The sequence below is a fragment of the Bradyrhizobium sp. URHC0002 genome, assembly GCF_054059515.1.
This window is the reverse complement of the sequence record NZ_JBSSCF010000001.1, coordinates 6,093,131-6,117,584: the sequence shown is the minus strand read 5'-3', so window position 1 is coordinate 6,117,584 and position 24,454 is coordinate 6,093,131. Positions and strand designations below refer to the sequence as shown.

The 24,454-nt window shown below is 63.0% G+C and carries 23 protein-coding genes; 13 read left to right on the top strand and 10 right to left on the bottom strand.

The window, feature by feature from the left end:
• The first annotated feature begins 22 nt into the window (after window positions 1-22).
• Entirely contained in the window at window positions 23-1,231 is a 1,209-nt protein-coding gene (locus ACVWVY_RS29930) for an FAD-dependent oxidoreductase (protein ID WP_456629744.1), read from the top strand.
• A gap of 69 nt (window positions 1,232-1,300) precedes the next feature.
• Here the strand turns inward: ACVWVY_RS29930 and ACVWVY_RS29925 are convergent, their stop codons facing one another.
• The 4 genes from ACVWVY_RS29925 to ACVWVY_RS29910 form a co-directional block, all read right to left on the bottom strand.
• Window positions 1,301-2,071, bottom strand: a complete 771-nt coding sequence (locus ACVWVY_RS29925) for an outer membrane protein (protein WP_456629743.1) — start codon at window positions 2,069-2,071, stop codon at window positions 1,301-1,303.
• 374 nt (window positions 2,072-2,445) lie between these two features.
• Window positions 2,446-3,174 (bottom strand): outer membrane protein, encoded by a 729-nt coding sequence (locus tag ACVWVY_RS29920; RefSeq protein WP_456629742.1) that lies wholly within the window; start codon window positions 3,172-3,174, stop codon window positions 2,446-2,448.
• Window positions 3,175-3,426: 252 nt separating this feature from the next.
• On the bottom strand, window positions 3,427-4,197 hold the full coding sequence (locus ACVWVY_RS29915) for an SDR family NAD(P)-dependent oxidoreductase (protein ID WP_456629741.1): 771 nt from the start codon (window positions 4,195-4,197) through the stop codon (window positions 3,427-3,429).
• 122 nt (window positions 4,198-4,319) lie between these two features.
• Window positions 4,320-4,505: a hypothetical protein gene (locus ACVWVY_RS29910; protein WP_057835483.1), complete on the bottom strand. Its 186-nt coding sequence runs from the start codon at window positions 4,503-4,505 to the stop codon at window positions 4,320-4,322.
• A gap of 152 nt (window positions 4,506-4,657) precedes the next feature.
• Here ACVWVY_RS29910 and ACVWVY_RS29905 point away from each other — a divergent pair, with 152 nt between their 5' ends.
• Entirely contained in the window at window positions 4,658-5,308 is a 651-nt protein-coding gene (locus tag ACVWVY_RS29905; protein WP_456629740.1) for a hypothetical protein, read from the top strand.
• 93 nt (window positions 5,309-5,401) lie between these two features.
• Here the strand turns inward: ACVWVY_RS29905 and ACVWVY_RS29900 are convergent, their stop codons facing one another.
• From ACVWVY_RS29900 to parE, 3 genes are all read right to left on the bottom strand, one after another.
• Window positions 5,402-6,196, bottom strand: coding sequence for an outer membrane protein (locus ACVWVY_RS29900; protein WP_456629739.1), 795 nt, complete (start codon window positions 6,194-6,196; stop codon window positions 5,402-5,404).
• A gap of 271 nt (window positions 6,197-6,467) precedes the next feature.
• Window positions 6,468-7,253 (bottom strand): outer membrane protein, encoded by a 786-nt coding sequence (locus ACVWVY_RS29895; RefSeq protein WP_456629738.1) that lies wholly within the window; start codon window positions 7,251-7,253, stop codon window positions 6,468-6,470.
• A 252-nt stretch (window positions 7,254-7,505) separates the two neighbouring features.
• Window positions 7,506-9,560 carry a DNA topoisomerase IV subunit B gene (parE, locus tag ACVWVY_RS29890; RefSeq protein WP_456629737.1) on the bottom strand — a complete coding sequence of 685 codons (2,055 nt, stop codon included), beginning with the start codon at window positions 9,558-9,560 and terminating at the stop codon, window positions 7,506-7,508.
• A 367-nt stretch (window positions 9,561-9,927) separates the two neighbouring features.
• On the opposite strand from parE, the gene ACVWVY_RS29885 reads away from it, so the two are divergent.
• The 7 genes from ACVWVY_RS29885 to ACVWVY_RS29855 all read left to right on the top strand — a co-directional run bounded on the left by ACVWVY_RS29885 (window position 9,928) and on the right by ACVWVY_RS29855 (window position 16,956).
• Complete coding sequence (locus tag ACVWVY_RS29885; protein WP_456629736.1) at window positions 9,928-10,458, top strand: DedA family protein; 531 nt, start codon at window positions 9,928-9,930, stop codon at window positions 10,456-10,458.
• A 210-nt stretch (window positions 10,459-10,668) separates the two neighbouring features.
• Window positions 10,669-11,658: an MBL fold metallo-hydrolase gene (locus tag ACVWVY_RS29880; protein ID WP_456629735.1), complete on the top strand. Its 990-nt coding sequence runs from the start codon at window positions 10,669-10,671 to the stop codon at window positions 11,656-11,658.
• A gap of 240 nt (window positions 11,659-11,898) precedes the next feature.
• The gene (locus tag ACVWVY_RS29875; protein ID WP_456629734.1) at window positions 11,899-12,585 is read left to right on the top strand and encodes an FMN-binding negative transcriptional regulator; all 687 of its coding nucleotides are present in this window, start codon (window positions 11,899-11,901) and stop codon (window positions 12,583-12,585) included.
• The gene (gene argC / locus ACVWVY_RS29870) at window positions 12,582-13,562 is read left to right on the top strand and encodes an N-acetyl-gamma-glutamyl-phosphate reductase (protein WP_456629733.1); all 981 of its coding nucleotides are present in this window, start codon (window positions 12,582-12,584) and stop codon (window positions 13,560-13,562) included. Before ACVWVY_RS29875 ends, argC (ACVWVY_RS29870) begins: the two co-directional genes overlap by 4 nt.
• A 144-nt stretch (window positions 13,563-13,706) precedes the next feature.
• Window positions 13,707-14,753 carry an N-acetyl-gamma-glutamyl-phosphate reductase gene (gene argC / locus ACVWVY_RS29865; RefSeq protein ID WP_456629732.1) on the top strand — a complete coding sequence of 349 codons (1,047 nt, stop codon included), beginning with the start codon at window positions 13,707-13,709 and terminating at the stop codon, window positions 14,751-14,753.
• A gap of 14 nt (window positions 14,754-14,767) precedes the next feature.
• On the top strand, window positions 14,768-15,361 hold the full coding sequence (locus ACVWVY_RS29860; RefSeq protein ID WP_456629731.1) for a class I SAM-dependent methyltransferase: 594 nt from the start codon (window positions 14,768-14,770) through the stop codon (window positions 15,359-15,361).
• 185 nt (window positions 15,362-15,546) lie between these two features.
• Window positions 15,547-16,956: an outer membrane protein gene (locus tag ACVWVY_RS29855; protein ID WP_456632339.1), complete on the top strand. Its 1,410-nt coding sequence runs from the start codon at window positions 15,547-15,549 to the stop codon at window positions 16,954-16,956.
• A gap of 82 nt (window positions 16,957-17,038) precedes the next feature.
• Here the strand turns inward: ACVWVY_RS29855 and ACVWVY_RS29850 are convergent, their stop codons facing one another.
• From ACVWVY_RS29850 to ACVWVY_RS29840, 3 genes are all read right to left on the bottom strand, one after another.
• Entirely contained in the window at window positions 17,039-17,212 is a 174-nt protein-coding gene (locus ACVWVY_RS29850; protein WP_456629730.1) for a hypothetical protein, read from the bottom strand.
• Between the two features lie 322 nt (window positions 17,213-17,534).
• On the bottom strand, window positions 17,535-17,933 hold the full coding sequence (locus ACVWVY_RS29845; protein ID WP_456629729.1) for an MAPEG family protein: 399 nt from the start codon (window positions 17,931-17,933) through the stop codon (window positions 17,535-17,537).
• 71 nt (window positions 17,934-18,004) lie between these two features.
• A complete protein-coding gene (locus ACVWVY_RS29840) occupies window positions 18,005-19,810 on the bottom strand; it encodes a PHA/PHB synthase family protein (RefSeq protein ID WP_456629728.1) in 1,806 nt (601 codons plus the stop codon).
• A 286-nt stretch (window positions 19,811-20,096) separates the two neighbouring features.
• Here ACVWVY_RS29840 and ACVWVY_RS29835 point away from each other — a divergent pair, with 286 nt between their 5' ends.
• The 4 genes from ACVWVY_RS29835 to glpX all read left to right on the top strand — a co-directional run bounded on the left by ACVWVY_RS29835 (window position 20,097) and on the right by glpX (window position 24,312).
• A complete protein-coding gene (locus ACVWVY_RS29835; protein ID WP_456629727.1) occupies window positions 20,097-20,393 on the top strand; it encodes a hypothetical protein in 297 nt (98 codons plus the stop codon).
• A gap of 273 nt (window positions 20,394-20,666) precedes the next feature.
• Window positions 20,667-21,887 (top strand): LL-diaminopimelate aminotransferase, encoded by a 1,221-nt coding sequence (locus ACVWVY_RS29830; RefSeq protein ID WP_334387674.1) that lies wholly within the window; start codon window positions 20,667-20,669, stop codon window positions 21,885-21,887.
• Between the two features lie 27 nt (window positions 21,888-21,914).
• Window positions 21,915-23,234, top strand: a complete 1,320-nt coding sequence (locus tag ACVWVY_RS29825; protein WP_456629726.1) for a homoserine dehydrogenase — start codon at window positions 21,915-21,917, stop codon at window positions 23,232-23,234.
• 79 nt (window positions 23,235-23,313) lie between these two features.
• Complete coding sequence (gene glpX / locus ACVWVY_RS29820) at window positions 23,314-24,312, top strand: class II fructose-bisphosphatase (protein ID WP_456629725.1); 999 nt, start codon at window positions 23,314-23,316, stop codon at window positions 24,310-24,312.
• The last annotated feature ends 142 nt before the right edge of the window (window positions 24,313-24,454 follow it).

Sequence of the window (24,454 nt, the reverse complement as noted above, 5' to 3'; positions counted from 1 at the left end):
TATCGATGCGAGGGAGCGAGCGATGAAAACACGTTGCTGCATCGTGGGCGGCGGCCCGGCCGGCATGATGCTCGGGTATCTGCTCGGACGTGCCGGCGTCGACGTCGTGGTGCTGGAAAAGCACGCGGACTTTTTCCGCGATTTTCGCGGCGATACCGTGCATCCCTCCACGTTGCAGGTGATGGACGAGCTCGGGCTGATCGACGGCTTCCTGAAGCTGCCGCATCAGCGCCTGCAGAGGATGGAGGGGATGTTCGGCGGCGAGACGGTGCGGATCGCGGATCTCGGCCGGCTCAACGTCAAATATCCCTTCATCGCCTTCATGCCGCAGTGGGACTTTCTCAATTTCCTGCGCGAGAGCGGCAAGCGGTTTGCGTCGCTCAAGGTGATGATGTCGACGGAAGCGGTCGATCTCATTCGTGACGGCGAGCGCGTCACGGGCGTGAAGGCGAAGACGCCGGATGGCGTGATCGATATCGCGGCCGACCTGACCATTGCCTGCGACGGCCGCCATTCCCTGGTGCGCGAACGCGCCGGGCTCGAAGTCGAGGAAGTCGGCGCGCCAATGGATGTGCTGTGGTTTCGCGCCGGCAAGCGGGAAGGTGAAAGCGAAAACCTGTTTGCGCGGGTCGATCCCGGCAGGATGATGGTGACGTTCGATCGCGGCGACTATTGGCAATGCGCATACGTGATTCCAAAGGGGCAGTATGACGCCGTGCGGGCGAGGGGGCTGCCGGCGCTGCTCGACGACATCGCGCGGATGGCGCCGATCCTGAAATCGGGGCTATCAGAGGTGAAGAGCTGGGATGAGGTGAAGCTGTTGACGGTTGCCGTCAACCGGCTCAAGCGCTGGACCCGGCCGGGGCTGTTGTGCATCGGCGACGCCGCACATGCGATGTCGCCGATCGGCGGCGTCGGCGTCAACCTCGCGGTGCAGGATGCGGTCGCGACCGCCAATCTGCTGGCGGCGAAGCTGGCGGACGGCTGCCCATCCGAGGACGAACTCGACGCGGTACGCCGGCGCCGTCAGTTTCCGGTCAAGATGACGCAGCGGATGCAGGTCGTCGTGCAGAACAATATCATCAACGCCGCGCTGAAGCCGGGCAACGCGCCGCTAAAGGCGCCGCTCGTTTTGCGGCTGGTCACCGCCGTGCCCTGGCTGCAGGGCATCACGGCGCGGTTTGTGGGGTTAGGCGTACGCCCCGAGCATGTGCAGTCGCCGGGTGGTTAGTTGAGTCGACCCCACAGCAAAAAGCCCCGGCTTGCGCCGGGGCTTTTGTTTCTCAGAGCTTTGCGACGATCAGTACCTCGCAACCACGGGGCCACCCCAGCCGAAGCGGTAGTTGAGGCCGACCTTCACGAGGTCGACGGTCTGATTCACGTCATACCGGAAAGCAACGCAGCCGCAGCCCGGCAGCGCCTGGAGCGTCTCGGTTTCCCTGCCGAAGTCCATATGGTTGTACTCGGCCTTCACCGACCAGTTGTTGGCGAAAGCGTATTCGATACCAACACCGACCATCCAGCCCCAGCGAGTCGAGTCGGTCGCCTGAGCGCCGATGCCTGTACCGGTGAAGGAGGTGAAGAAGCGCTCATCGGCGAGGGCTGCACCGCCCTTTGCGTAGAACAGGGCTGGCCCGGAAGCGATACCGACCCGGCCTGCAAATGTGGCGAGCGCGTCGATGCGTGAATTGTTATTCACGATAGCAGTCAGTGTGCTGAGGTTGGAACCGCGCAGCTCGGTCCAGCTACCATCGACTTCCGCGCCGATCACAAACATACCGGTCTGGTAGTTGACGCCAGCCTGTCCACCAACCAGCCAGCTGGAGCCGGAATGGCCGCCGGCGGAGACCGGGCAGGGGGCTCCGCATCCGCCGCCGCCGATGAGGCCTACTCCGGTCCAGTCATTGTCGAACCAAGCGCCACCGCCGTGGATACCGATGTAGAAGCCGGTCCAGCTGAATACGGGGACCGGGGGAACGACGGGCTGGGCCTTGACCGCCATGTCGGCGGCGGAGGCAGTGCCGGTGAACAGCGCGAAAATCGCAGCGGCTGCCAAAGCAAGCTTTTTCATTGAGAGCGCCCCTTGGTTGGACAAATTCATTTACGGGTAACCAAATTCGAGTCTCAGCATAGGCGGAAACTGGCCACCCGTCCGTCACCCAACTGCCACAGGTAAGTACAATCGACGCTGGCAATTGGGTTCCCACTCGCGGAACCGGAATCCCGTGAATCCCGTGGCCGGGCAGGCTGGGCCGCCCCCAGGTCACCCCCGACGCCCACCCCTGCGGTTGAAGCCGGGCGGAGCGCCGAGCAAAGCCGCCGTTGGTCCTGTGGCCCCGCCCGATGCCGCAGGAAGGTCACTCCCGCAAACGCAACAAAAAGCCCCGGACGATGCCGGGGCTTTAAGCTGTTGAGGGCTATCAGGTAGCCGGATCAGTACTTGGCTTAGTACTTGGCGACGACCGGGCCGCCGAAGCGATAGCTGATACCAGCGCGCACGGTCTGATACACCGGATGGTCCTCGTAGGTGAATCCTGGGAACGAGAAGGTGGAGCGGTCCCGGTAGCTGCCGAAGTCGGTGTAGCGATACTCGACACGGGCCGACCAATTCGGCGCGAAGCCATACTCCCAGCCCGCGCCCACGGTCCAGCCGGTACGGGTAGTCGAGATTCGTTCGAAGAGGGTGTTCGCGAAGACGTAGGTGTGATCGATGTCCGCGAAGGCCGCACCACCGGTCACGTAGAGCAGCGAGTTGTTGAAGGCAACACCGGCACGGCCACGGATAGAGGCCTGATCGCGCAGCCGATAGTCCGTTCCGTTAGTATTTACCAGGCGATAGCCGCCCTTGATGTCGGCGCCTTCAACGTCACCTTCAAGACCGAGTACGAACTGACCGAACTGCCAGTTGTAGCCGGCGTGAACGCCGCCAACGACGCCATTGGTGTTGTAGTTCTGGTTGAAACCAGAGGGCAGGCCCGTAGCGGTGAAGAATTCAGTGGTGCGGTTGTCACCCCAGGCATAACCGACCTGTCCGCCGATGTAGAAGCCGGTCCAGTTGTAAACGGCGGCAACAGCCACGGGAGCCTTCGTGTACGGCCGAGCGGCCAGATCCGCGGCCGAGGCACTGACGGTGCCGACGACCAAGGCAGCGGCAGCAATAGCGAATTTTTTCATTAATTTCCCCAATCCAGTACAAGTCGCGCGAGCAACTGATGTGCACGCAACATAGACTAGGAACCGCAGCGGGGCTGTCACCTGCACGCCACAGTCGTGCAAGTTCGACACGATTACACCAATAGATTGCCGGGGGATGGCCGCTATTCGGCTCAAAAGGTTCACGATTGGGCCGTTTGGTCGGCACCGGGACACTCCCTTGCCCACGAATCGCTTTCCTCAGCGTTACGGGCAGCCTAACAAACGGTCCCCCTATCCCATAACCGAATACCCACCATCGACGGGAATCGCCGTGCCGGTGACGAAGTCGGACGCGGGCGAGGCGAGGAAGACCGCGATTCCGGCAAAATCATCGATGGCGCCCCAGCGCGCCGCAGGCGTCCGCGCCAGCACCCGGTCGTGCAGGCCGTCGATCTCCTTGCGGGCGCGCTTGGTCAGATCGGTATCGATCCAGCCCGGCAGCACCGCGTTGGCCTGGATGTTGTCGGCCGCCCAGGCGCAGGCGCAGGAACGGGTGAATTGCACGATGCCGCCCTTGCTGGCGGCATAGGCCGGCGTGAAGCTGGCCCCGAAGATCGACATCATCGAGCCGATATTGATGATCTTGCCGCCGCCGGCCGCCTTCATGGCGGGATAGACCGCCTGCGAGCACAGGAAGGCGCTGGTCAGGTTGGTCTGGATCACGCTGTTCCACTCGGCGATTTCGAGCGCATGCGGCGGCTTGCGGATATTGATGCCGGCATTGTTGATGAGGATGTCGATCCGGCCGAGCTCGCCGGCGACGCGGCCGACCATGGCGGCGACCGCTTCCTTGTCGGTGACGTCGGCGGTGATCGCAATCGCCTTGGCGCCGCCTTGCTTTAGCTCCGCGACCGCGGCGGCCGACTTGGCCTCGTTGCGGCCTACAACCGCGATCGCCGCGCCGGCTTCTGCCAATCCCCTGGCCATGCCGAGCCCGATGCCGCCATTGCCGCCGGTGACGATGGCTACCTTGCCGGTGAGATCGAAGGGTCGTGCTGTCATGGTGATTGTCCGTTGTTGTTTGGGTAGGGTGGGCAAAGCGAAGCGTGCCCACCATCCGTGCCGCTGGAGAGATGGTGGGCACGGCTCAAGCGCGCCTTTGCCCACCCTACGAATTAACGAATCTAGCGGTTGCCTTGCCAGATCAGGATCAGGCCGACGGCGCCGAGCAGCGCGCCGTATCCGGCCCATTGCAGTTGATTGATCATGAAGCTCGACGGCGGCCAGCGAATGGCGCCGGTGCCTTGCCCGATCCACAGCAAGCCGATGGCGAGCGCCAGAAAGCCGATGATCGAGAGCGATCTGGCCATGGATTCCCTCCTGTTGCCGTCTCAGACCCGCGGCTTGTCGTGCGGCCGGCTTAAGGAAACCGTTGCCCGCGGCGGCCGTACTTCCGATCGAATACAAAGCCGGCCGGCTTCGCAAGGCCGGAAGTCGTTGCACTGCGATCTCAGGGGCCATCATGAACCGCCGGACGGTCATTCTCGCGCTTGCGCTTCTCCTGGGCGCGATCGGCACCTACGCGTCATGGCCGCGGCATGCGGATTTGCGCGGCTTCGAGCCGGCTGAGATCGCACGGCTGGAGACGGCGATGTGGCGCGATTATTACGAGAAGCGCTATGCCGCGCTGTTCGGCCATCTCTACGAATTGTCGCGGACGCAGTTCGGCTTCTCGCCGCTGGACAGTTTTCGGATCGCGCTGGCGGCGGCGCAGGCCGCGAAAGCGTTCCAGCCGACGCGCTCCCGCGAGGCGGCCGACGCCGCGCTGCCGCCGCTCGTGACCTACTACCGCCTGCTCGCATCCGCCACATCAGGCGGCTTCGATGTCGCGGAGGCGGCGCGGCTCGAGCTCGACTGGTGGCAGGCGAGGCGCGAAGCCGTGGGCCCAGAGCAATACGGCGTGACGGTCGCCCGCGTCGCCGCCATCACCTATGGCAAGTCGGCAGACCACCCGTCGCTGCTGATATCAGGCATCGGCCGCGCCGAGGCGATGGCCTATCGCGACGCGCGCGGGCAGGCGATGACGGATCCGGACTGGTCCGAGATCGAGTGCCGGTTGCGCCGTGCGTACCGGTCGCTGCAGGCGGCAGTGGTGCCAGGCGGCGGCTCGTGAAGGCACCGCCGGCGACAAGTTGGCGCGGCTGTCTGCAGACGCAAAAAAGCCCCGGACGATGCCGGGGCTTTTGAGCCGCTGATTTAGCAGAGATCAGTACTTGGCGACGACCGGAGTGCCACCCCAGTTGAAACGGTAGGACAGAGTCGATGTGACAGTTTGGGTGAACATTCTGTCGCGGCTTACGTTGCCGGTGAGCACACCCGTCGCAGTGACAAACTCAGCGTTATCGCGGCGGTCGAACTCGGAGAACCGGTACTCGGTCTTCCAGGTCAGGCCCGGAATCCATCCAACCGTGTGTTCGATACCAGAACCGAGAAACCAGCCCTTGTTCGTGCCACCCGAGAGGCCGACGCCGGTCGGAACGTTCGCAGTGGTCAGGTAGCTACCGAAGCCGGTGCGATGAGCCTCGGTGTAGCCACCAGAGAAATAAGTGAGAGTCTGGGGATTGACGAGCCAGCCGATGCGACCGCCGATCGCCCAGTACCAGTCGACCTTCTCCGTGTTGCTGACCAAGCCAACAGCGGCGCCGTTACCGGTGAAATCGCCCCTCATGTTAGAGAAATTGTAATCGCCGAAGGCGCCGACAACGAACTGGTTCGAACCCATCGGGAACTGATAGTCGCAACCTGCCTGCAGGGTGCCGATCCAGCCCCGGCCACCTTGGTCCACTGAGCGGTTGAAGGCGAGGCCGGTCGGAATGTTAACCTGCTGCGTTTCGATGTCGAAAAGACCATAGCCGCCACCGCCGCCGACGTAGCAGCCGGTCCAGCTCGGGGCGACGGCAATAGGCGCAGCCCGCAAGGGAGCCTTCGCGGCCATATCGGCGGCAAGAGCCGGGCCAGTGAAAGCCGCCGCGGCGGCCAGAGCAATCACCAATTTTTTCATGTCCAATCCCTCGATCTAGAAGCGCCCCGTTGGACCGCTCTGATGGTGTGCGCGAGCACCGATTCCCAAAACCCAATACGGTGACTATACGCAGTCCCACCCAAAAAGCTGTTGCGGGAGGAACACACTCGTCCACAAAGCTACTTATCCGATCAGATCGGCCCGTCCTACACGTAATCGTACAGGTACGGGGGTAAGGGGGCTGAGCCGGTCGGAAATACAAAAAAGCCCCGGACGATGCCGGGGCTTTTGAGCTTTTATGTAGCAGGGATCAGTACTTGGCCGCCACCGGAGCGCCGCCCCAGTTGAAGCGATAGACCAGCTCGCTGCGCACGCTGTGCTCGCGGAATTTTTCGGTGATCGAGACGCCGGTCGGAAGGCCCGTGGCAGCAACGTTGACGCCAACGTTGACCGCATCGAACTCCGAATAACGATACTCGGTCTTCCAGAAAAGGCCGGGGAGGAAGTTCAAAGCATACTCGTCACCTGCGCCGATGAACCAACCACCCCGAGTGGCCCCAGGCAGGTTCCAAAGCGGCGCCGCGGCACCGAACTGCGTCAAGTTGGTCGACTTCCAGTGGGCCTGCGTATAACCGCCCGAGAAGTAGGTCAGCAACTGCGGCGTGATCAAGTAACCGACGCGGCCCCCCACCGCCCATTGCCAATCTTGCTTCTGCGATCCGACGCCCCTCACGATGGCAACGCCGTCGAAACCAATGTCGCCCTTTACATCCATGAAGTCATAGTCGCCGAAGACACCGACCACGAACCGGTCGAACTGGTAGTCGCAGCCCGCTCCTACGGTGCCGAACCAGCCGCGCGCTCCGCTCGACTCATTGAAGGACCTCGGAAGACCAGTGGCCGTGATGAATTCGTTGTGATCGTTGTTGGTGTAAGCACCGCCACCGCCGGCACCAACGTAGCAGCCCGTCCAGTTGGCGACGGGTGCTGGAACTGCGGCCGGAGCCTTGGTGTAAGGACGAGCCGCAAGATCAGCGGCCGAGGCCGATCCGGTGAATGCCGCCACAGCGGCCAGAGCGATCACCAATTTCTTCATTTCCAATTCCTTTAGTCCAGAAGCGTCGAACTCGACTGCTATCTAGAGGTGCTTTCGTACCGATCGCCGGAGCCCAGTACCGCGTGTATGTTCAGTACCGTGAATATACGCAGTTCCACCTAAAATGCTGTTGCGGGCGGAGCACACTCGCCCGAAAACGAAAGCCGCGGAAATGCCTGAAAGATGGGCAGAATTCGGCGCGATCCGGCCTTGTCGGCCGGAAAAGTCCGGAAAGCACCGGAAATCCAGGATTTACACGTCCAGCAGGTCGTCGCTGGCGAATTCCGCCTTGTCGGAGATGAAGGCGAACCGGGCCTCGGCCTTGGTTCCCATCAGCCGCTCGACCGAATCGGCGGTGCCTTCGCGGTCATCGGCCAGCAGCACGACCTTCAGCATGGTGCGTTTGGCCGGGTCCATGGTGGTTTCCTTGAGCTGCGCCGGCATCATCTCGCCGAGCCCTTTGAAGCGGCCGACATCGACCTTGGCGTTGGCGTTGAACTCGCTCTTCAGGAGTGAGTCCTTGTGGGCCTCGTCCCGAGCGTAGACCGTCTTGCTGCCATGCGTGAGGCGATAGAGCGGCGGCACGGCCAGATAGAGATGGCCTTCGTCGATCAGGCGCGGCGTCTGGCGATAGAAGAAGGTGATCAGCAGCGAAGCGATGTGCGCGCCGTCCACGTCGGCGTCCGTCATGATGATGATTCGGGAATAGCGCAGGTCCTCTTCGCGGTAGTGCGCGCCCGTTCCGCAGCCGATCGCCTGCATCAGGTCCGAAAGCTGCGCGTTTTGCATCAGCTTGTCCTTGCCGGCGGAGGCGACATTCAGAATCTTTCCGCGCAGGGGCAGGATCGCCTGGGTCTTGCGGTCGCGCGCCTGTTTTGCACTTCCGCCTGCCGAGTCGCCCTCAACGATGAAGAGCTCGGAGCCTTCGGTGGCGGAGTTGGTGCAGTCCGAGAGCTTGCCGGGAAGGCGGAGCTTCTTCACCGCGGTCTTGCGTGACGTTTCCTTTTCGGCGCGGCGGCGCAGCCGTTCGTCGGCGCGCTCGATGACGAAGTCCAGCAGCTTGTTGGCCTGCAGCGGATTGCCCGACAGCCAGTGGTCGAACGGATCCTTGATGGCCTGTTCGACGATCTTCTGCGCTTCCGCGGTGGCCAGTCGGTCCTTGGTCTGGCCCTGGAATTCCGGCTCGCGCACGAACACCGACAGCATCACGGCAGCGCCCACCATGACGTCTTCCGAGGTGATCGGCGCGGCGCGCTTGCCCTGACCGATGCGCTCGGCGTGGTCTTTAAGGCCGCGCAGCATCGCGCTGCGCATGCCGGATTCATGCGTGCCGCCGTCGGGCGTCGGCACCGTGTTGCAGTAGGAGGAGAGAAAGCCGTCGGCGTCCGCGGTCCATGCCACCGCCCATTCGCAGGCGCCATGCGCGCCGTTGCGGCCGGATTTGCCGGAGAAGATATCCGGGTGCACCAGCGTGTCGGCGTGGACAGCGGCGGCGAGATAGTCCTTCAGGCCCCCGACGAAGTGGAATTCGTCCTCGGCGGGCACCTCTTCGATGCCCTTCAACAGCGCGGGATCGCAGCGCCAGCGGATTTTCACGCCGCCAAAGAGATAGGCCTTCGAGCGCGCCATCTTGAACAGCCGCTGCGGCTTGAACGCGGCTTTGGCGCCGAAAATATCGGTGTCGGGTTTGAAGCGAATTCGGGTGCCCCGGCGGTTGTTGATCTTGCCGAGATCCTGGAGCTTGCCTTTGGGATGGCCGCGCTCGAACGACATCTTGTAGAGCTTCTGCTCGCGCGCGACCTCGACCTCGAGCAGCGAGGAGAGGGCGTTGACCACGGAGACGCCGACGCCGTGCAGGCCGCCCGAGGTCTCATAGACCTTGGAGTCGAACTTGCCGCCGGAATGCAGCGTGCACATGATGACTTCGAGTGCGGATTTCTTCGGAAATTTCGGATGCGGATCGACCGGGATGCCGCGGCCGTTGTCGGTGATCGTGAGGAATCCGTCGGCGCCGAGTTCCACCTCGATAAATGAGGCGTGTCCCGCCAGCGCCTCGTCCATCGAATTGTCGATGACTTCGGCGAACAGATGATGCAGCGCCTTTTCGTCGGTGCCGCCGATATACATGCCGGGACGCCGGCGTACCGGCTCCAATCCTTCCAGCACCTCGATGTCGGCCGCGGTATAGCCGGCCTCGGCATTGGACGCCCGCGACGCGGCCTTGGGCGCCGCGCGGCCCTTCGGTTCCGTCCCGAAAAGGTCGTTGGGGGATTTGGCTTTTGTAGCTGATTTCAATGACTTGGACATGGCTCTTTAGGTGTTGCGCGCGAAGCCGCGCGAGCGAATCGGTCGTTCTGACTATGCCACGGATGGGCTCAAAAGGTGACGGTGGGGCAAAGCGCCATGCGCTTTCTTCCCGTGTTGCACCGAATGGCGAGCGTGTATCAGCCCCGTGCGGCGCTGAACAGATGGCCGCAACGCCCCCTCCATGGTCCAGACAGATCACGGTTTTCGCTGGCGTCGATGGCCGTTGCGGCGGCCGGGATTTGGGCTATCACAACCCGTGCCAGCCTTTGTGACTTGAAGTCACGAAAGCGGCTGGCTTAGCTGTCGCAAGCCTTGAATCAGGCGAAAAAATTCAACGGCGCAACGCGGCGGGGAAGGCACTCGAGACATGCAGGATTTTGCGCGCGCCCTGGCCGATTTCGTGCGCGAGCATCAGGCGTGGGCCGCACCGATCGTCATGGTGCTGGCGTTCGGCGAATCGCTCGCCTTCATTTCTCTGCTGGTTCCAGCATGGGGGGCGCTGGTGGCGATCGGCGCGCTGATCGGCGTCAGCGGCATCAGCTTCTGGCCGGTCTGGCTCGCCGGCGGCATAGGGGCGGCGCTCGGTGACTGGGTCTCGTACTGGTTCGGCTTTCGATACAAGGAGCAGGTCGCCCAGATGTGGCCGCTGTCGCGCTATCCGGAGATCCTGCCGCGCGGCGAGGCCTTCGTGAAAAAATGGGGCGTGCCGTCGATCTTCATCGGCCGGTTCTTCGGACCGCTACGGGCCTCGGTGCCGCTCGCCGCCGGCATTTTCGAGATGTCGTACTGGCCATTCCAGATTGCCAATTTCGTCTCGGCCCTGGTCTGGTCGGCGGCCCTATTGCTGTTCGGCGACGTGATGGCGCATATCGTCGAGTGGCTGTGGCGGGCGGCGTAGGGACAAGACCGGAATAAGCGCGCCGTGCGGGTGTTAGCCCCAAAGATACGATCGACCGACCGGAGCGCTCGCGTTTGCCATCGATCACTGTCATCGCGCGGCCGGTAATACAGCGGTAGATGCGGCAATTACATCAAAAGAAGTGCAAACCCGCTGTCGCACACATCGCATTCGCCGTCGCATACTTCATCTCACTGGGAGGACATCACCATGGAACTGACACGACGACACGCACTCGCCGGCGCCGCGGCGCTCGCCGCCACGCCGCTTTTGCCCTCCGCCGCTGCCAATGCCGCTGCGCCGCTGGCCGACAAGCAGGCGCCGAGCTTCTATCGTTACAAGGTGGGCGACGTTCAGGTGAACGCGATTTTCGACGGGTCGAGTACGTTCGATCTGGCAGATAATTTTGTCCTGAACGCCAAGAAAGACGAAGTAAACGCCGCGCTCGACAAGGCGTTCTTGCCGAAAGACAAGATGACGCTTTTGTTCACACCTCTTGCGATAAATACGGGCGGCAAGACGATTGTCATCGACACCGGAAACGGCGGCGCGGCCCATGCGGCAAGCAAGGGAGTTGCCGGGCAGTTCGTGACGAATCTCACCGCGGCGGGAATTGATCCCAAATCAGTCGATACGGTGGTGATCTCGCATTTCCATGGCGATCACATCAACGGCCTGCTCAATGCCGACAATACGCTGGCATTTCCCAATGCCGAAGTGTTGGTGCCGTCCGTTGAATGGAAGTACTTCATGGACGACGGTGAAATGAGCCGGGCGCCCGAAGGCCGAATGCAGACTGTTTTCAAAAATGCTCGTCGCGTTCTTGAAGCGGGCCTTAAGAAAAAAGCGACGCCCTATGAGTGGGGCAAGGAGATCGCGCCAGGATTGCTCGCGGTTGAGACTATCGGTCACACACCGGGGCATACATCCTTTGTTCTGTCATCGGGGTCCGACAAGGTGTTCATCCAGTCGGACGTGACCAATCATCCTGCGTTGTTTGTCGTCAATCCGGGCTGGCGGGCGTTCTTCGATCAGGATCCTGCGCAGGCCGAAACCACACGGCGCAAGATTTATGACATGCTGGTCGCCGAGAAAATGCGCGTTCAAGGCTTTCACTACCCATTTCCGGGTCTCGGCAATGTGGTGAAGGAGGGAAGCGGCTACCGGCTGGTCCCGGCGCAATGGAGCCCGGTGATCTGACGCCAGACCCTGCCGTAATGGCAGTCATAACTTGACGTCAGGCGGGCGCGGCCTTATAGCCGCGCCCATGATCAACGCTTCGACCATGTCCGCCGCTCGCCGCCGCCGCATTATCGCGGTTCGGGCGGTTGTCTGCGTTTAAGATCATCGCCCCTGCCGCCGGATCCGGTCCCGCGGCTTCTTCCTTTTTCCAAAAACGCGGACTGAACTGGCGGCTCCTACGTCAAGCAGGAGTTTGAGATGTATACGCCTCCACCGTTCAAGTCCGACCGCACCGCGAGCCTGGCGTTCGCGGAAGCGCGCGGCTTTGGGCTTTTCTGCGCGTGGGACGGCAACAAGCCGGTCGCCTCGTCGCTGCCGTTTTATCTGACCTCGGCCAATGACGGCACGCCGCGCGCCGCCTTCCACGTCGCGCGTCACAATCCTCTGGTAAAGCTCGCGGACGGGACCACGTCCTGGCTGCTGGCCGTCAACGGCGCGGATGCCTATGTGTCGCCTGACTGGTACGTCTCGCCGGACCAGGTACCGACCTGGCTCTACCAGGCGGTGCATCTGACCGGCCCGGTGCGGACGATGTCCGAGGACGAACTTGCCGCGCAGATCGAGGCGCTCAGCGCCAAGTTCGAGGAGCGGCTGTTGCCGAAAAAGCCGTGGCTGTCGTCGAAGATGACGGCCGGGCGGCTGGAAGTGTTGAAGAAAGCGATTGTGGGCCTTGAGATGACGGTTGAAGAGGTTGAGGGCAGCTTCAAGCTGAACCAGCACAAGTCCGAGACCGACTATGCAGCGATTGCGGGATCGCTTGGCTCGCAGGCCGACGCCGGCGCGCAGCAGATCGCGTATTTGATGAAAGCCGCGCGGCCCAAGGCCTTTGCAGACCAGGAGGCCTTTGCCGACGAAACGAACCAGCCCGAAAGGACCGTGCCATGACCCTCACCGACAGCCACCAGCCCAAAACCGTCGGCGGCGCGACCAAGCCCGCCGTGTTCGTGGACGGCGCGTCCGGGACCACAGGGCTCGGCATTCAGGAGCGCCTGCGCCTGCAGAACGATGTCGTGGTGAAAAACATCGCCGAGGAGAAGCGCAAGGATCCTGCCGCCAAGCGGGCGCTCCTGAGCGAGGTGGATCTCGTCATCCTCTGTCTGCCTGACGATGCCGCGAAGGAAACCGTTGCGTTGATCGACAGCATGGGCGCTTCGGCGCCCAAGGTGCTGGATGCATCGACCGCGTTCCGGGTCGCTCCCGACTGGGCCTACGGCTTTCCGGAACTCACGCCTGACCAGGCCGACAAGATCCGGACTGCGCGAAAGGTCTCCAATCCCGGCTGCTACCCAACCGGCGGGATTGCGCTGCTGCGGCCGCTGGTCGATGCGGGTCTGTTGCCGGCGGACTATCCGGTCACCATCAACGCGGTGAGCGGTTATTCGGGCGGCGGCAAGTCGATGATCGCGAGTTTTGAGGATGGCAGCGCGCCGTCCTTTGAATTGTATAGCCTCGGCTTCGAGCACAAGCATCTGCCGGAGACGCAGCTTTACTCACAGCTGACGCGGCGGCCGATCTTCGTGCCGTCGGTCGGCAATTACCGGCAGGGCATGCTGGTCTCGGTGCCGCTGCACCTCGACACGCTGACGGGCAAACCCGGCGGCGCCGACCTGCACGCGGCGCTGGCGACGCGCTACGCAGGAAGCAAGTACGTCTCGGTGATGCCGCTCGAGAACGCGGCGACCGAGGGCGGGCGGATCGAGCCCGAGGCGCTCAACGAGACCAACAAGCTCGAACTCTATGTCTTTGCCAGCGAGAAACATCGCCAGGCGGTGCTGGTCGCGCGGCTCGACAATCTGGGCAAGGGTGCGTCCGGCGCGGCCGTGCAGAACATGCAGCTGATGTTGGGGCTTGCCGACAAGTAGTAGCTGATCCCGCGTTCTCGCGAAGAGAGCACGGTGGACGAGGACGCGTGCGTTCGCAGACGTGATGCGCGCGGCACGGCCGCTGGCTTTCGCCGCCGTTGCGGTACAAGACAAGCGAACGGTTTCGCCTGAAAGGAGCGTGCGATGGGCACGAAGAAGATCGGCATTCTCGGCGCGTCCGGCTACACCGGAGCCGACGCGGTGCGCCTGCTGGCGCGGCATCCGAATGCCGAGATCACCGCGCTCACCGCCAACACCCATGCCGGCAAGGCCATGAGCGATGTGTTTCCGCACTTCTTCATGCTCGACCTGCCAAAACTCGTTGAATGGGAAAAAGTCGACTGGAGCAGTCTCGACGCGGTGTTCTGCGGGCTGCCGCACGGCACCACGCAGGAAATCATCGCGGCGGTTCTCAAAGCCAACCCCAGGATCAAGATCCTCGACATGTCCGCCGACTTCCGGTTGCGTGACAAGGACACCTATGCGCAGTGGTACGGCCATGAGCACCGGGCGCTGGAGCTGCAGGGCGAGGCGGTCTACGGCCTGACCGAGTTCTACCGCGAGAAGATCACGAGCGCTCGGCTGGTCGCCTGTCCCGGCTGCTATCCGACCGCGGTGCTGCTCGCGCTGGTGCCGCTGGCAAAAGCAAAACTGATCGACGTCGACGACATCGTCATCGACGCGAAATCAGGCGTCACCGGCGCCGGCCGCGGGCTGAAGCAGAACACGCTGTTCAGCGAGGCGGGCGAGGGGCTGTCGCCCTATTCGGTCGGCACCCACCGGCACGCGCCTGAAATCGAGCAGGAGATCGGCGTCGCCGCCAGCTCCGCGGTAACGATCAACTTCACGCCGCATCTGATCCCGATGGCGCGCGGCGAACTCTGCACGTCCTACGTCAAGCTCAACGGTGCGACGCCGGACGATTTGCGGGCGGCGCTGGAGAGGGCCTACGCCAACGAACCCTTCGTGCATGTCGCAAAGAAGGGCGTGCTGCCGCAGACCCAGAATGTGCGCGGCTCGAACTATGTTCAGATTGGCGTTGTCGCCGATCGCATCAAGAACCGGGCGATCGTGATTTCCACGCTCGACAATCTGGTAAAGGGTTCGGCTGGTCAGGCGATCCAGAACATGAACCTGATGTTCGGTCTGCCCGAAACGGCGGGGCTGGAGCAGATCGCGCTGTTTCCGTAACGCGAGGTGCCGCGGTGGACGAGGAGACGCTGCAATTCTATCGCGGCAATGCCGAGGCCTATGCCGGGCGCGAGATCACCTCGCGTCGGGCGCGGCTGACGGCGTTCCTGGCGCAACTTCCGCCGGGCGCGACCATTCTCGAACTCGGCTGCGGCGCCGGTGCCGACACCGCGGAAATGCTGGCGCGCGGGTACCAAGTTCGCGCGACCGACGGGTCGCCGGAAATGGCTGCCGTCGCGTCAAAGCATCTCGGCCACGCCGTCGAGACGCTGTTGTTTCATAACCTCGACGCGGTCGAGGCCTATGATGCTGTCTGGGCCAACGCCTGCCTGTTGCATGTGCCGAGGCCGGAGCTTGCGGATATTCTCGCGCGGATCCGGCGCGCGCTGAAGGCCAAAGGCGTCTTCTACGCCAGCTACAAGGCGGGCGACGCCGACGGCCGCGATACACTCAATCGCTATTACAATTATCCGTCGCCGGATTGGCTGCGCGCGACCTATGCCGACGCGGGCAAATGGGATTCGCTGTCGATCGAGAGCGGCGAAGTCAAAGGGTTCGACGACAAGATGGCGTCGATGCTGTTCGTGGTTGCCAAAAAGGGCGGCTGAAGAACGGCTTCCAAGTCCGCGATATTGCCCGGATATTGCCGCAGTTCGTCGCGTGAGAAATGCCCGGAGGATGTGGCTCCCTGGCTACAGCTTTAAGATACGAATCCGTTAAGGACAGGGGAGCACCGGCAGCACGTTTGTCGGAATGTGCTGGGAATGCCGGACTGGGAATGCCGTAAATGAAGTTGAAGAAGTACTTGCTGGCCACCGCTCTCGTTGGCCTGGGATCCGCCCCCTCGATCGCCGCAGACCTCGCCGCCCGGCCTTACACCAAAGCTCCAGCACTCGCTGCCGTCTACGACTGGACCGGCTTTTACCTCGGCGTCAACGCCGGCGTCGGAATTGGCCGTGATCGCTTTCAGCACGACTGGCTTGGCTTGGGAGGGGTTTATTCGTTCTATGGCTCGCCGCAGGGTGGCTTCGGCGGTGGCCAGGTCGGCTACAACTGGCAGACCGGTTCCGTACTCGGGCCGATCGTTTTCGGCGTCGAGGCGGATATTCAGGGCGCCAACCTGAGCGACGACCGCACCCGTTTTGTCGTAGGCCCCCTTACGACAACCTATAGCCAGAAGCTCGACTGGTTCGGAACCGCCCGCGGACGCATCGGCATCGCGAACGGTCCGGTGCTGAGCTATGTGACCGCCGGCTTCGCCTTCGGAAACGTCAAGACCAACGCGACCCAGTCGGGAGGCGGGCAGACGTCAACCTTCGCTACCGACCGCACGCAGGGTGGATGGGTCGTCGGCAGCGGCGTCGAGGCCGCGCTTGGCGGCAACTGGACCGGAAAGATCGAGTACCTCTACCTCAATCTCGGCAACAAGACCGACGCTTCCACGCTCTTTGCGACGGCCCCGATCAATAGCGAGATTCGCGAGAACCTCTTTCGGGTCGGTCTGAACTATCGGATCGGCGGCAAGCCTTCTGCGCCGGTCGCCACGGCCAACTGGGCCGGTTTCTATCTCGGCGGCAACTTCGGTTCCGGCACCGGGCGGGATCGCAGCTCGATCAGCATTCCGACGCTGCCGCTCCTTGAGACCTTCAACCTCGCGCCCGACGGGATCAATGGCGGCGTGCAGGCGGGTTACAACTGGCAGGCCGCAAATTGGGTGTTCGGTCTGGAGGCCGACATTCAGGGCAGTACCCAGAAAGACAACAAGACCTGCATGGTCTTCTGTATGCCGGGTACGGTTTATGCGGCGTACGACGCCACGCTGCCGTGGTTCGGCACGGTGCGCGGACGGCTGGGTTATTCGGTCGGGTCGACCCTGTTCTACGCGACCGGCGGTCTCGCTTACGGCAGCATCAAGACGAAGATCAACACGAGCACGTTGCTCGGCCCGGTCACGCAATCCTTCTCGCACACCAATGCCGGCTGGACGGCGGGCGCGGGCATCGAAACGCCGTTCACGCTGCTGGGATTGCTGGGCCCGAACTGGACGACCAAGGCCGAATATCTCTACGTCGACCTCGGCTCGACCTCGGATACCTTCATTTTCGGCGCCGTTCCTGCGACCGCCACCCGATCGGTTACCGAGCACGTCTTCCGCACCGGCATCAGCTACCACTTCAATTCGCCGGTTGTTGCGAAGTACTGAGCGCTGTTTCAGAGGCGCGAATGAAAAAACCCCGGGGCCGAGCCCCGGGGTTTTGCTTTGGATTTTGTGTTTACTGAGAGTCTCAAACCACCTGGAAGATCGCCAGCGCCAGCACGGCTTGTGCGAGGAAGCCGAGCGTGTCGACGATCAAATGGGCGGCGCGCGCCCCGACGGTTGGTCCCGCTTGGCGGTGCTGTGTTGCCAAACTATCAGCAACGATGAGATCGGTTCGCGTGCCAAGCTCTGAGAACGGCACCCTCTTCATCGGCTGTGAGACCGGTGACCGGTCCGCCTGCGGTGCGCGCCCACAACAACGTGTCGCGGTCCACGGGGATGAAGCGTGCGCGGTCCGGAACTTTTCCGGCGATGCCCCGTGCGGCGCACGTTACGTCATGGCCCAGAGCGCAGGCATGGGCGGCAATTGCGCGCCCGAGAAACTGCGTGCCGCCAAGGATCAACAGACGCATTTGTACACCGAAAGAAAATCGCTGATCGGGCAAAACATCGTCAGGATCCCGGGCGCGCCCTTCGGCGCCCCGGATGTCGATGCGGAGATGGATGCCGGAGGGCTAGTCGCCTCACATCACCTTGAAGATCGCCAGCGCCAGCACGGCCTGCGCCAGGAAACCGACGGTGAAGGCCAGCGTGCGGAACACCGGCAGGCCGAGCGTGTAGACGATCAGATGCGCGACGCGGGCCCAGAAATACACGGCGCAGGCATAGACAGTCCATTGGGTGGAATAGTCGAGGTCGTTGAGGATCAGGACCAGCGGCGCGAAGATGATCAGGTTCTCGATCGCGTTGTCGTGCGCGAACATCAGCCGGTTGGCCCAGTCTGCGTGCGGCTTGTCGTTGCGCGAGGGGTTGCCCATGGCGCCGGTGAGGCCGCGCACCTGACAGCGATTGATGATGTAGGGAACCCACAGCAGCCCGGTCAAAATCACGGTCAGAGTCAGCCAGAACAATTCACGAGTCATTGGTTTCCCCCTCAAACGAATTCGAATCCCGGCACGGGATGGCTGATTATACCGGACAACGCGAGTCGGCGCTATGCGCGGACCTTGACGTAGCTGCCCGGCGCGTCCTCGATCGGCGGCATCTCCTCGGAGCCGACGGCGCGCGCGGGCACCTGCTCGGCGTCGAGGCTCTCCAGCCATTGCCGCCAGTCGGGCCACCACGAACCCTTGTGCTCGGTGGCATTCTTAAGCCAGTCGGCGAGGGTGACGTCCCTGATGTTGTCGTTGGTCCAGTACTGGTACTTGCCGCCGGCCGGCGGGTTGACCACGCCGGCGATGTGGCCGGAGCCGGACAGCACATACTTCACCGGACCGCCGAAGAACTGCGAGCCGTAGAGCACCGAGTCCGCCGGCGCGATGTGATCCTCCTTGGTCGCCAGATTGTAGACGGGCACCTTGACCTTCGACAGGTCGAGCAGCGTGTTGTCGAGCACCATGCTGCCGGTGGAGAGGCGGTTCTCCAGATAGCAGTTGCGCAAGTAAAAGGAATGGTTGGCCGCCGGCATCCGCGTGGCGTCGGAATTCCAGTGCAGCAGGTCGAAGGCGGAGGGCGCCTGTCCCTTCAGATAGTTGCTGACGACATACGACCAGATCAGGTCGTTGGAGCGCAGCATGTTGAAGGCCATCGCCATCTTGCTGCCTTCAAGAACGCCGGCGGCATGCATGTCGCGTTCGAGCGCCGAGATCTGGTCTTCATCGACAAACACCAAGAGATCGCCGGCATGGGTAAAGTCGACCTGCGCCGCGAAGAACGTCGCCGACGTCACACGCTGGCGCCGCTTCTCGGCGAGCCAGGCCAGCGTCGAGGCGAGCAGGGTGCCGCCAACGCAGTAGCCGGCCGTGTGGACCTTCATCTCGCCCGTCACCTTTTCGATGACGTCCATCGCGGTGAGCGGGCCTTCCTTCATGTAGTCGTCAAAGGTCTTCTTGCCGAGTTCCTTGTCGGGATTGACCCAGGAGATCACGAACACGGTGATGCCCTGGTCGACGCACCATTTGATGTAGGATTTTTCCGGCTTGAGATCGAGAATGTAGAACTTGTTGATCCAGGGCGGCACGATCAACAGCGGCGTGCGCAGCACCGTCTCCGTGGTCGGCGTGTACTGGATGAGCTGCATCAGCTCGTTCTGGAAGATCACCTTGCCGGGCGTCGTCGCCATGTTGATGCCGACGACGAGGTTCGACGGGTCGGATTGGCGGATGCGCAGGTTGCCGCGGCCGGCTTCGATGTCTTCGGTTAGCATCTTCATGCCGCGAACGAGATTGTCACCGTTCGAGGCCAGCGTCTCGCGCAGCACTTCCGGATTGGTGAGAACGAAATTCGACGGCGCGATCGCGTTGGTGATCTGCTGAACGTAGAACTCGGCCTTCTTGCGCGTGTGCGGATCGAGGCCTTCGGCGTTCTTCACAAGTTCCTGTGCCCACTGCGTGGTGAGCAGATAGAGCTGCAGCACGAAATCGAAAAACTGATTCGATTTCCACTCCGGATCCTTGAAGCGCTTGTCGCGCGGTGATGGCTCGATCGCGGGCTTGGCCGCTTCGCCCGCCATTCGGCGCGCGGCCTGGCCCCAAAGATCGAGATAGGCCTTGCCCATCTTGGTCTGCAGATCTGCGGCGCGCTGGTTGTCGGAGAGCCAGTATTCCGCGACCACAGAGAACGTCTTGATGACCTCACCGATTTCGCTGGGCGGCTTGTCCTTCGGTTCCCCGCCCTCGCGGGGCTTGAGATAGGCCGCGAGCGCCTGGCCGCTGGTCTCCATCGCCTTGGCGATGTTCATGGCGAAGGCTTCGGCGTTGAAGGTTTTCGCAAACTGCGTTTCGGTGTTGACGTCATTCATATCAAGGACACTATAGCTTCATTTCGCGTTCGTCACCGCGTGGATTGCTGGCAAGCGGGTTGGGGTTAACCCTGTTGCACTGCGATAAAATTTGCGTGTTCAGGCCCATTGAAAGCCGCACCGGTTGGAATAGTTCTTTGGGCTTTAATCGTTTCGAGCGACAATGGTTTGAACGGTTCTGGTGAAATCAACGCCGCGGGACGATTCAGCGCGTTGCAAGGCTCGTACCAGCGCATAGATACCATCGCGATGCGGGGCGCGCAGGTAGTTGGGGATTTCCGGACGGATGCCGGCAGAACGAACGATAAGGTTGTGGTCGATTGCCGCGCTGTTCGCGACGGCATTGGCGCTCGGCGGCTGCTCGACACAGATCGCGGATATGCCGGGCGTTGGCCTGCCGGCTGGCGCGCCCGAGCGTCCGAAGGAAGCCGGTGGCTATCTACCGGTGCATGACCTTCCGCCGGATCGCAACGAAGAGGCGATGAAGCCGGCCGAACTGGCTAAAATCCAGTCAGAATTGACGGCCGCCCGCGACCGTCAGGCGACGGCTTCTACGCCGGCAAAGCCCCCGGCCAAGAAGTAAAGTCGTTTCGACGCGCTGTCCCGGCGAGCCAGCCGCCCCCCGCTAGGTCCGGGGCGGGGTTGCTTGAAAACGCCATAAAAACTGGCGCTGCCGGGCTCCCGTGGTAAAAGAACCCAATTCAACCGCATTGCGGGTCCAGGTCTCAAGGACCTCGCGCCTGAATTCGCTCTAAATCCTTGATTGAGCGCGACTTCTGATCGAAACCCAATCCGGTTTCGATAGCCGCGAAGGTTCCCCCGATTCTGTCCTGCCGGTTGTCGGAGCAAGGGTCCCATGGAAGATTTTTATCGCATTCGCCGTCTGCCGCCTTACGTGTTCGAGAAGGTCAACCAGGCCAAGGCGGCCGCGCGCAATGCCGGGGCCGACATCATCGACATGGGCATGGGCAATCCGGACCTGCCGACGCCGCCCCATGTGCTGGAGAAGCTGAAGGAGACGCTCGGCAAGCCGCGGACCGATCGCTACTCGGCCTCACGCGGCATCAACGGCCTGCGCAAGGCGCAAGCTGCCTATTACGGGCGGCGCTTCGGCGTAAAACTCAATCCGGACACCCAGATCGTGGCGACGCTGGGCTCGAAGGAGGGGTTTGCCAATGTGGCGCAGGCGATCACCGCGCCCGGCGACGTCGTGCTGTGCCCCAATCCGAGCTACCCGATTCACGCCTTCGGCTTTCTGATGGCGGGCGGCGTGATCCGCTCGGTGCCCTCGGAACCGACGCCGCAGTTTTTCGAGGCGGTGGAACGCGCGATCATCCATTCGATCCCGAAGCCGATCGCGCTGATCGTCTGCTATCCCTCCAATCCGACCGCCTATGTTGCCGACCTCGATTTCTACCGGGATCTGGTGGCCTTCGCAAAGAAGCACGAGATCTTCATCCTGTCGGATCTGGCCTACGCCGAAGTCTATTTCGACGACAACAATCCGCCGCCCTCGGTGCTGCAGGTTCCCGGCGCCATGGACGTCACCGTCGAGTTCACCTCGATGTCGAAGACGTTCTCGATGGCGGGCTGGCGCATGGGCTTTGCCGTCGGCAACGAGCGGATCATCGCGGCGCTGGCGCGGGTCAAATCCTACCTCGACTACGGCGCGTTCACGCCCATTCAAGTCGCCGCCACCGCCGCGCTGAACGGGCCGGACGACTGCATCAAGGAAATGCGCGACACCTACCGCAAGCGCCGCGATGCGCTGGTCGAATCGTTCGGCCGGGCGGGGTGGGAGATTCCGCCGCCGCAGGCCTCGATGTTCGCCTGGGCGCCGCTGCCCAAGACCTTCGAGGGCGTCGGCAGCATGCAGTTCGCGACCCTGATGGTGGAGAAATCCGGCGTGGTGGTTTCGCCCGGCGTCGCCTTCGGCGAGCATGGCGAGGGCTATGTCCGCATCGCCATGGTGGAAAACGAGCAACGTATCCGCCAGGCCGCCCGCGGGGTGCGCCGCTTCCTTGAAAGCGGCATTGAAACGTTGCACAACGTGGTTCCTCTCGCCAACCGGCGCTAATTCCTTTTATTGCAGGTTATCTCATTCATGGTCGCACCCCTGAGAGTAGGTATTGCGGGGCTCGGCACCGTTGGCGCCGAAGTCGTCCGCCTCATCGAAGCGCAGTCGCGGACGCTGTCCGAGCGCAGCGGGCGCGGCGTGCGCGTCGTTGCCGTCACGGCGCGCTCAAAAGCCAAAAAGCGCTCGCTCGACCTGCGCGGCATCGAGTGGGCCAAAAGCCCGCTGGCGCTGGCCAACGACCCCAACGTCGATTGCTTCGTCGAACTGATGGGTGGCTCCGGTGAGCCGGCGCTGTCGGCGATCGAGGCGGCGCTGAAATCCGGCAAGTCGGTGGTGACCGCCAACAAGGCGCTGATCGCCAAGCACGGATTGCGGCTGGCGAAGGCCGCCGAGAAGCATGGCGGCGCCCTGAACTTCGAGGCGGCGGTAGGCGCCGCCATTCCGGTCATCAAGACCCTTCGCGAAGGACTTGCCGGCACCGGCGTCAACCGCGTCTACGGCATCCTCAACGGCACCTGCAATTACATCCTGACCCGGATGGAGCAGGAGGGGCTGTCGTTTGCCGAATGCCTGAAGGACGCGCAGCGGCTCGGCTATGCCGAAGCCAACCCGTCGTTCGACGTCGATGGCCATGATACCGCGCAGAAGCTTGCGATCCTGGCCAGCCTCGCCTTCGGCACCAAGGTGGCGCAGAGCGCGGTGTATGTGGAAGGCATCTCCTCGATCGCGCCGGAAGATCTTCGCGCGGCCGAGGAACTCGGCTACCGCGTCAAACTGCTGGGTGTGGCGGTGCGCACCGCCAAGGGTATCGAGCAGCGCGTGCATCCCACCATGGTGCCGAAATCGTCGGCGATCGCGCAGGTGATGGGCGTCACCAACGCCGTCACCATCGACGGCGAAGGCATTCCGCCGATCACGCTGGTGGGACCCGGCGCCGGCGGTGCCGCGACGGCGTCCGCCGTCGTGGCCGATATCGCCGACGTGGCGCGCGGCATTCGGGCAAAGCCGTTCGGGCGCCCGATGGAGCGGCTGCGCGACACCAGCAAGGCGCCGATGGAGCGCCACGAGGGCGGCTACTACATCCGCCTGATGGCGCGCGACCTGGCCGGCACCGCCGCCACCATCGCCACCCGCCTCGCCGAACAGAAGATTTCGCTGGAGTCGATCGTGCAGCGCCACCCCGAAGGTGTCGACGCGAACGGTGCAGCGAAAAAGGCCGCACCGGTTCCGGTCATCCTGATTACCTACGCAACTTCCGAGGACGCGGTGTATCGTGCGCTCGAAGCCGTTCAGCGCGACAAGGTGATCAGCGGCCGGCCGCAGGTGATACGGATCGAAAAGAACTAGACCATGATCCGAACGGATCGCGCGCCAAACGTTTGATTTGCGGTCCGAGAGGCCCGTGCAGGTTTAAAGGAGTAAGCCAATGTCGACCCATATTTCCGTTCCGCCGCAATTGCTGCTCGAGCGCATTCTTACGCTCGAAATCGTGCGCGTGACGGAGCGCGCCGCGGTTTCGGCGGCGCGGCTGCGCGGCCACGGCCAGGAGAAGCCGGCAGACCAGGCCGCGGTCGACGCGATGCGCCGCGAACTCAACAAGCTGCCGATCGAAGGCACCATCGTGATCGGCGAGGGCGAGCGCGACGAGGCGCCGATGCTGTTCATCGGCGAGAAGGTCGGGCTGAACGCGGGTCCCCAGGTCGATATCGCTGTCGACCCGCTCGAGGGCACCACGCTCTGCGCCAAGAACATGCCGGGCGCGATCGCGACCATGGCGATGGCCGATGGCGGCACGCTGCTCCATGCGCCCGACGTCTACATGCAGAAGCTCGCGGTCGGTCCGGGCTACGCCAAGGGCGTGGTCGAGCTTGACGCGTCGCCCGCCGACAATGTCCGGCGGCTCGCGAAGGCCAAAGGCGTCGAGCCCGGCGCGATCACGGTGCTGGTGCTTGATCGCCCGCGCCACGCCGACATCATTACCGGCGTCCGCAGCACGGGTGCCGCGGTGCGGCTGATCACCGACGGCGACGTGGCTGGCGTGATCCATTGCGCCGATCCCGATAATACCGGCGTCGATATGTATATCGGCACCGGCGGCGCGCCCGAGGGCGTGCTGGCCGCGGCGGCGCTGCGCTGCATCGGCGGCCAGATGCAGTGCCGGCTGATCCTCGACAGCGACGAGAAGCGGGAGCGCGCACACAAGATGGGCGTGACCGATCCGAAGATGATTTACGGCATCGAAGACATGGTGCGGGGCGACTGCCTGTTCGCGGCAACCGGCGTCACCACGGGCTCGCTGCTGTCAGGCGTCAAGTTCCGCAAGGATGTGATCGAGACCGAAACGGTGGTGATGCGCTCGGTCACCGGCACGGTGCGCTACATCAAGGCGGAGCACCGGCAGCTGGATAAGTTTCATCTGGATTGAGGCCCGCCGTCATTCCGGGGCGCGAAGCGAACTATGGTGCGCAATCGCGCACCTGAGAATCTCGACGTTCCCCGGGGTGCAATTGCACCCCTGAGGTCTGGTGCTGCGCATCATCCCGGAACGACTGCGGCAGAAAAACAAG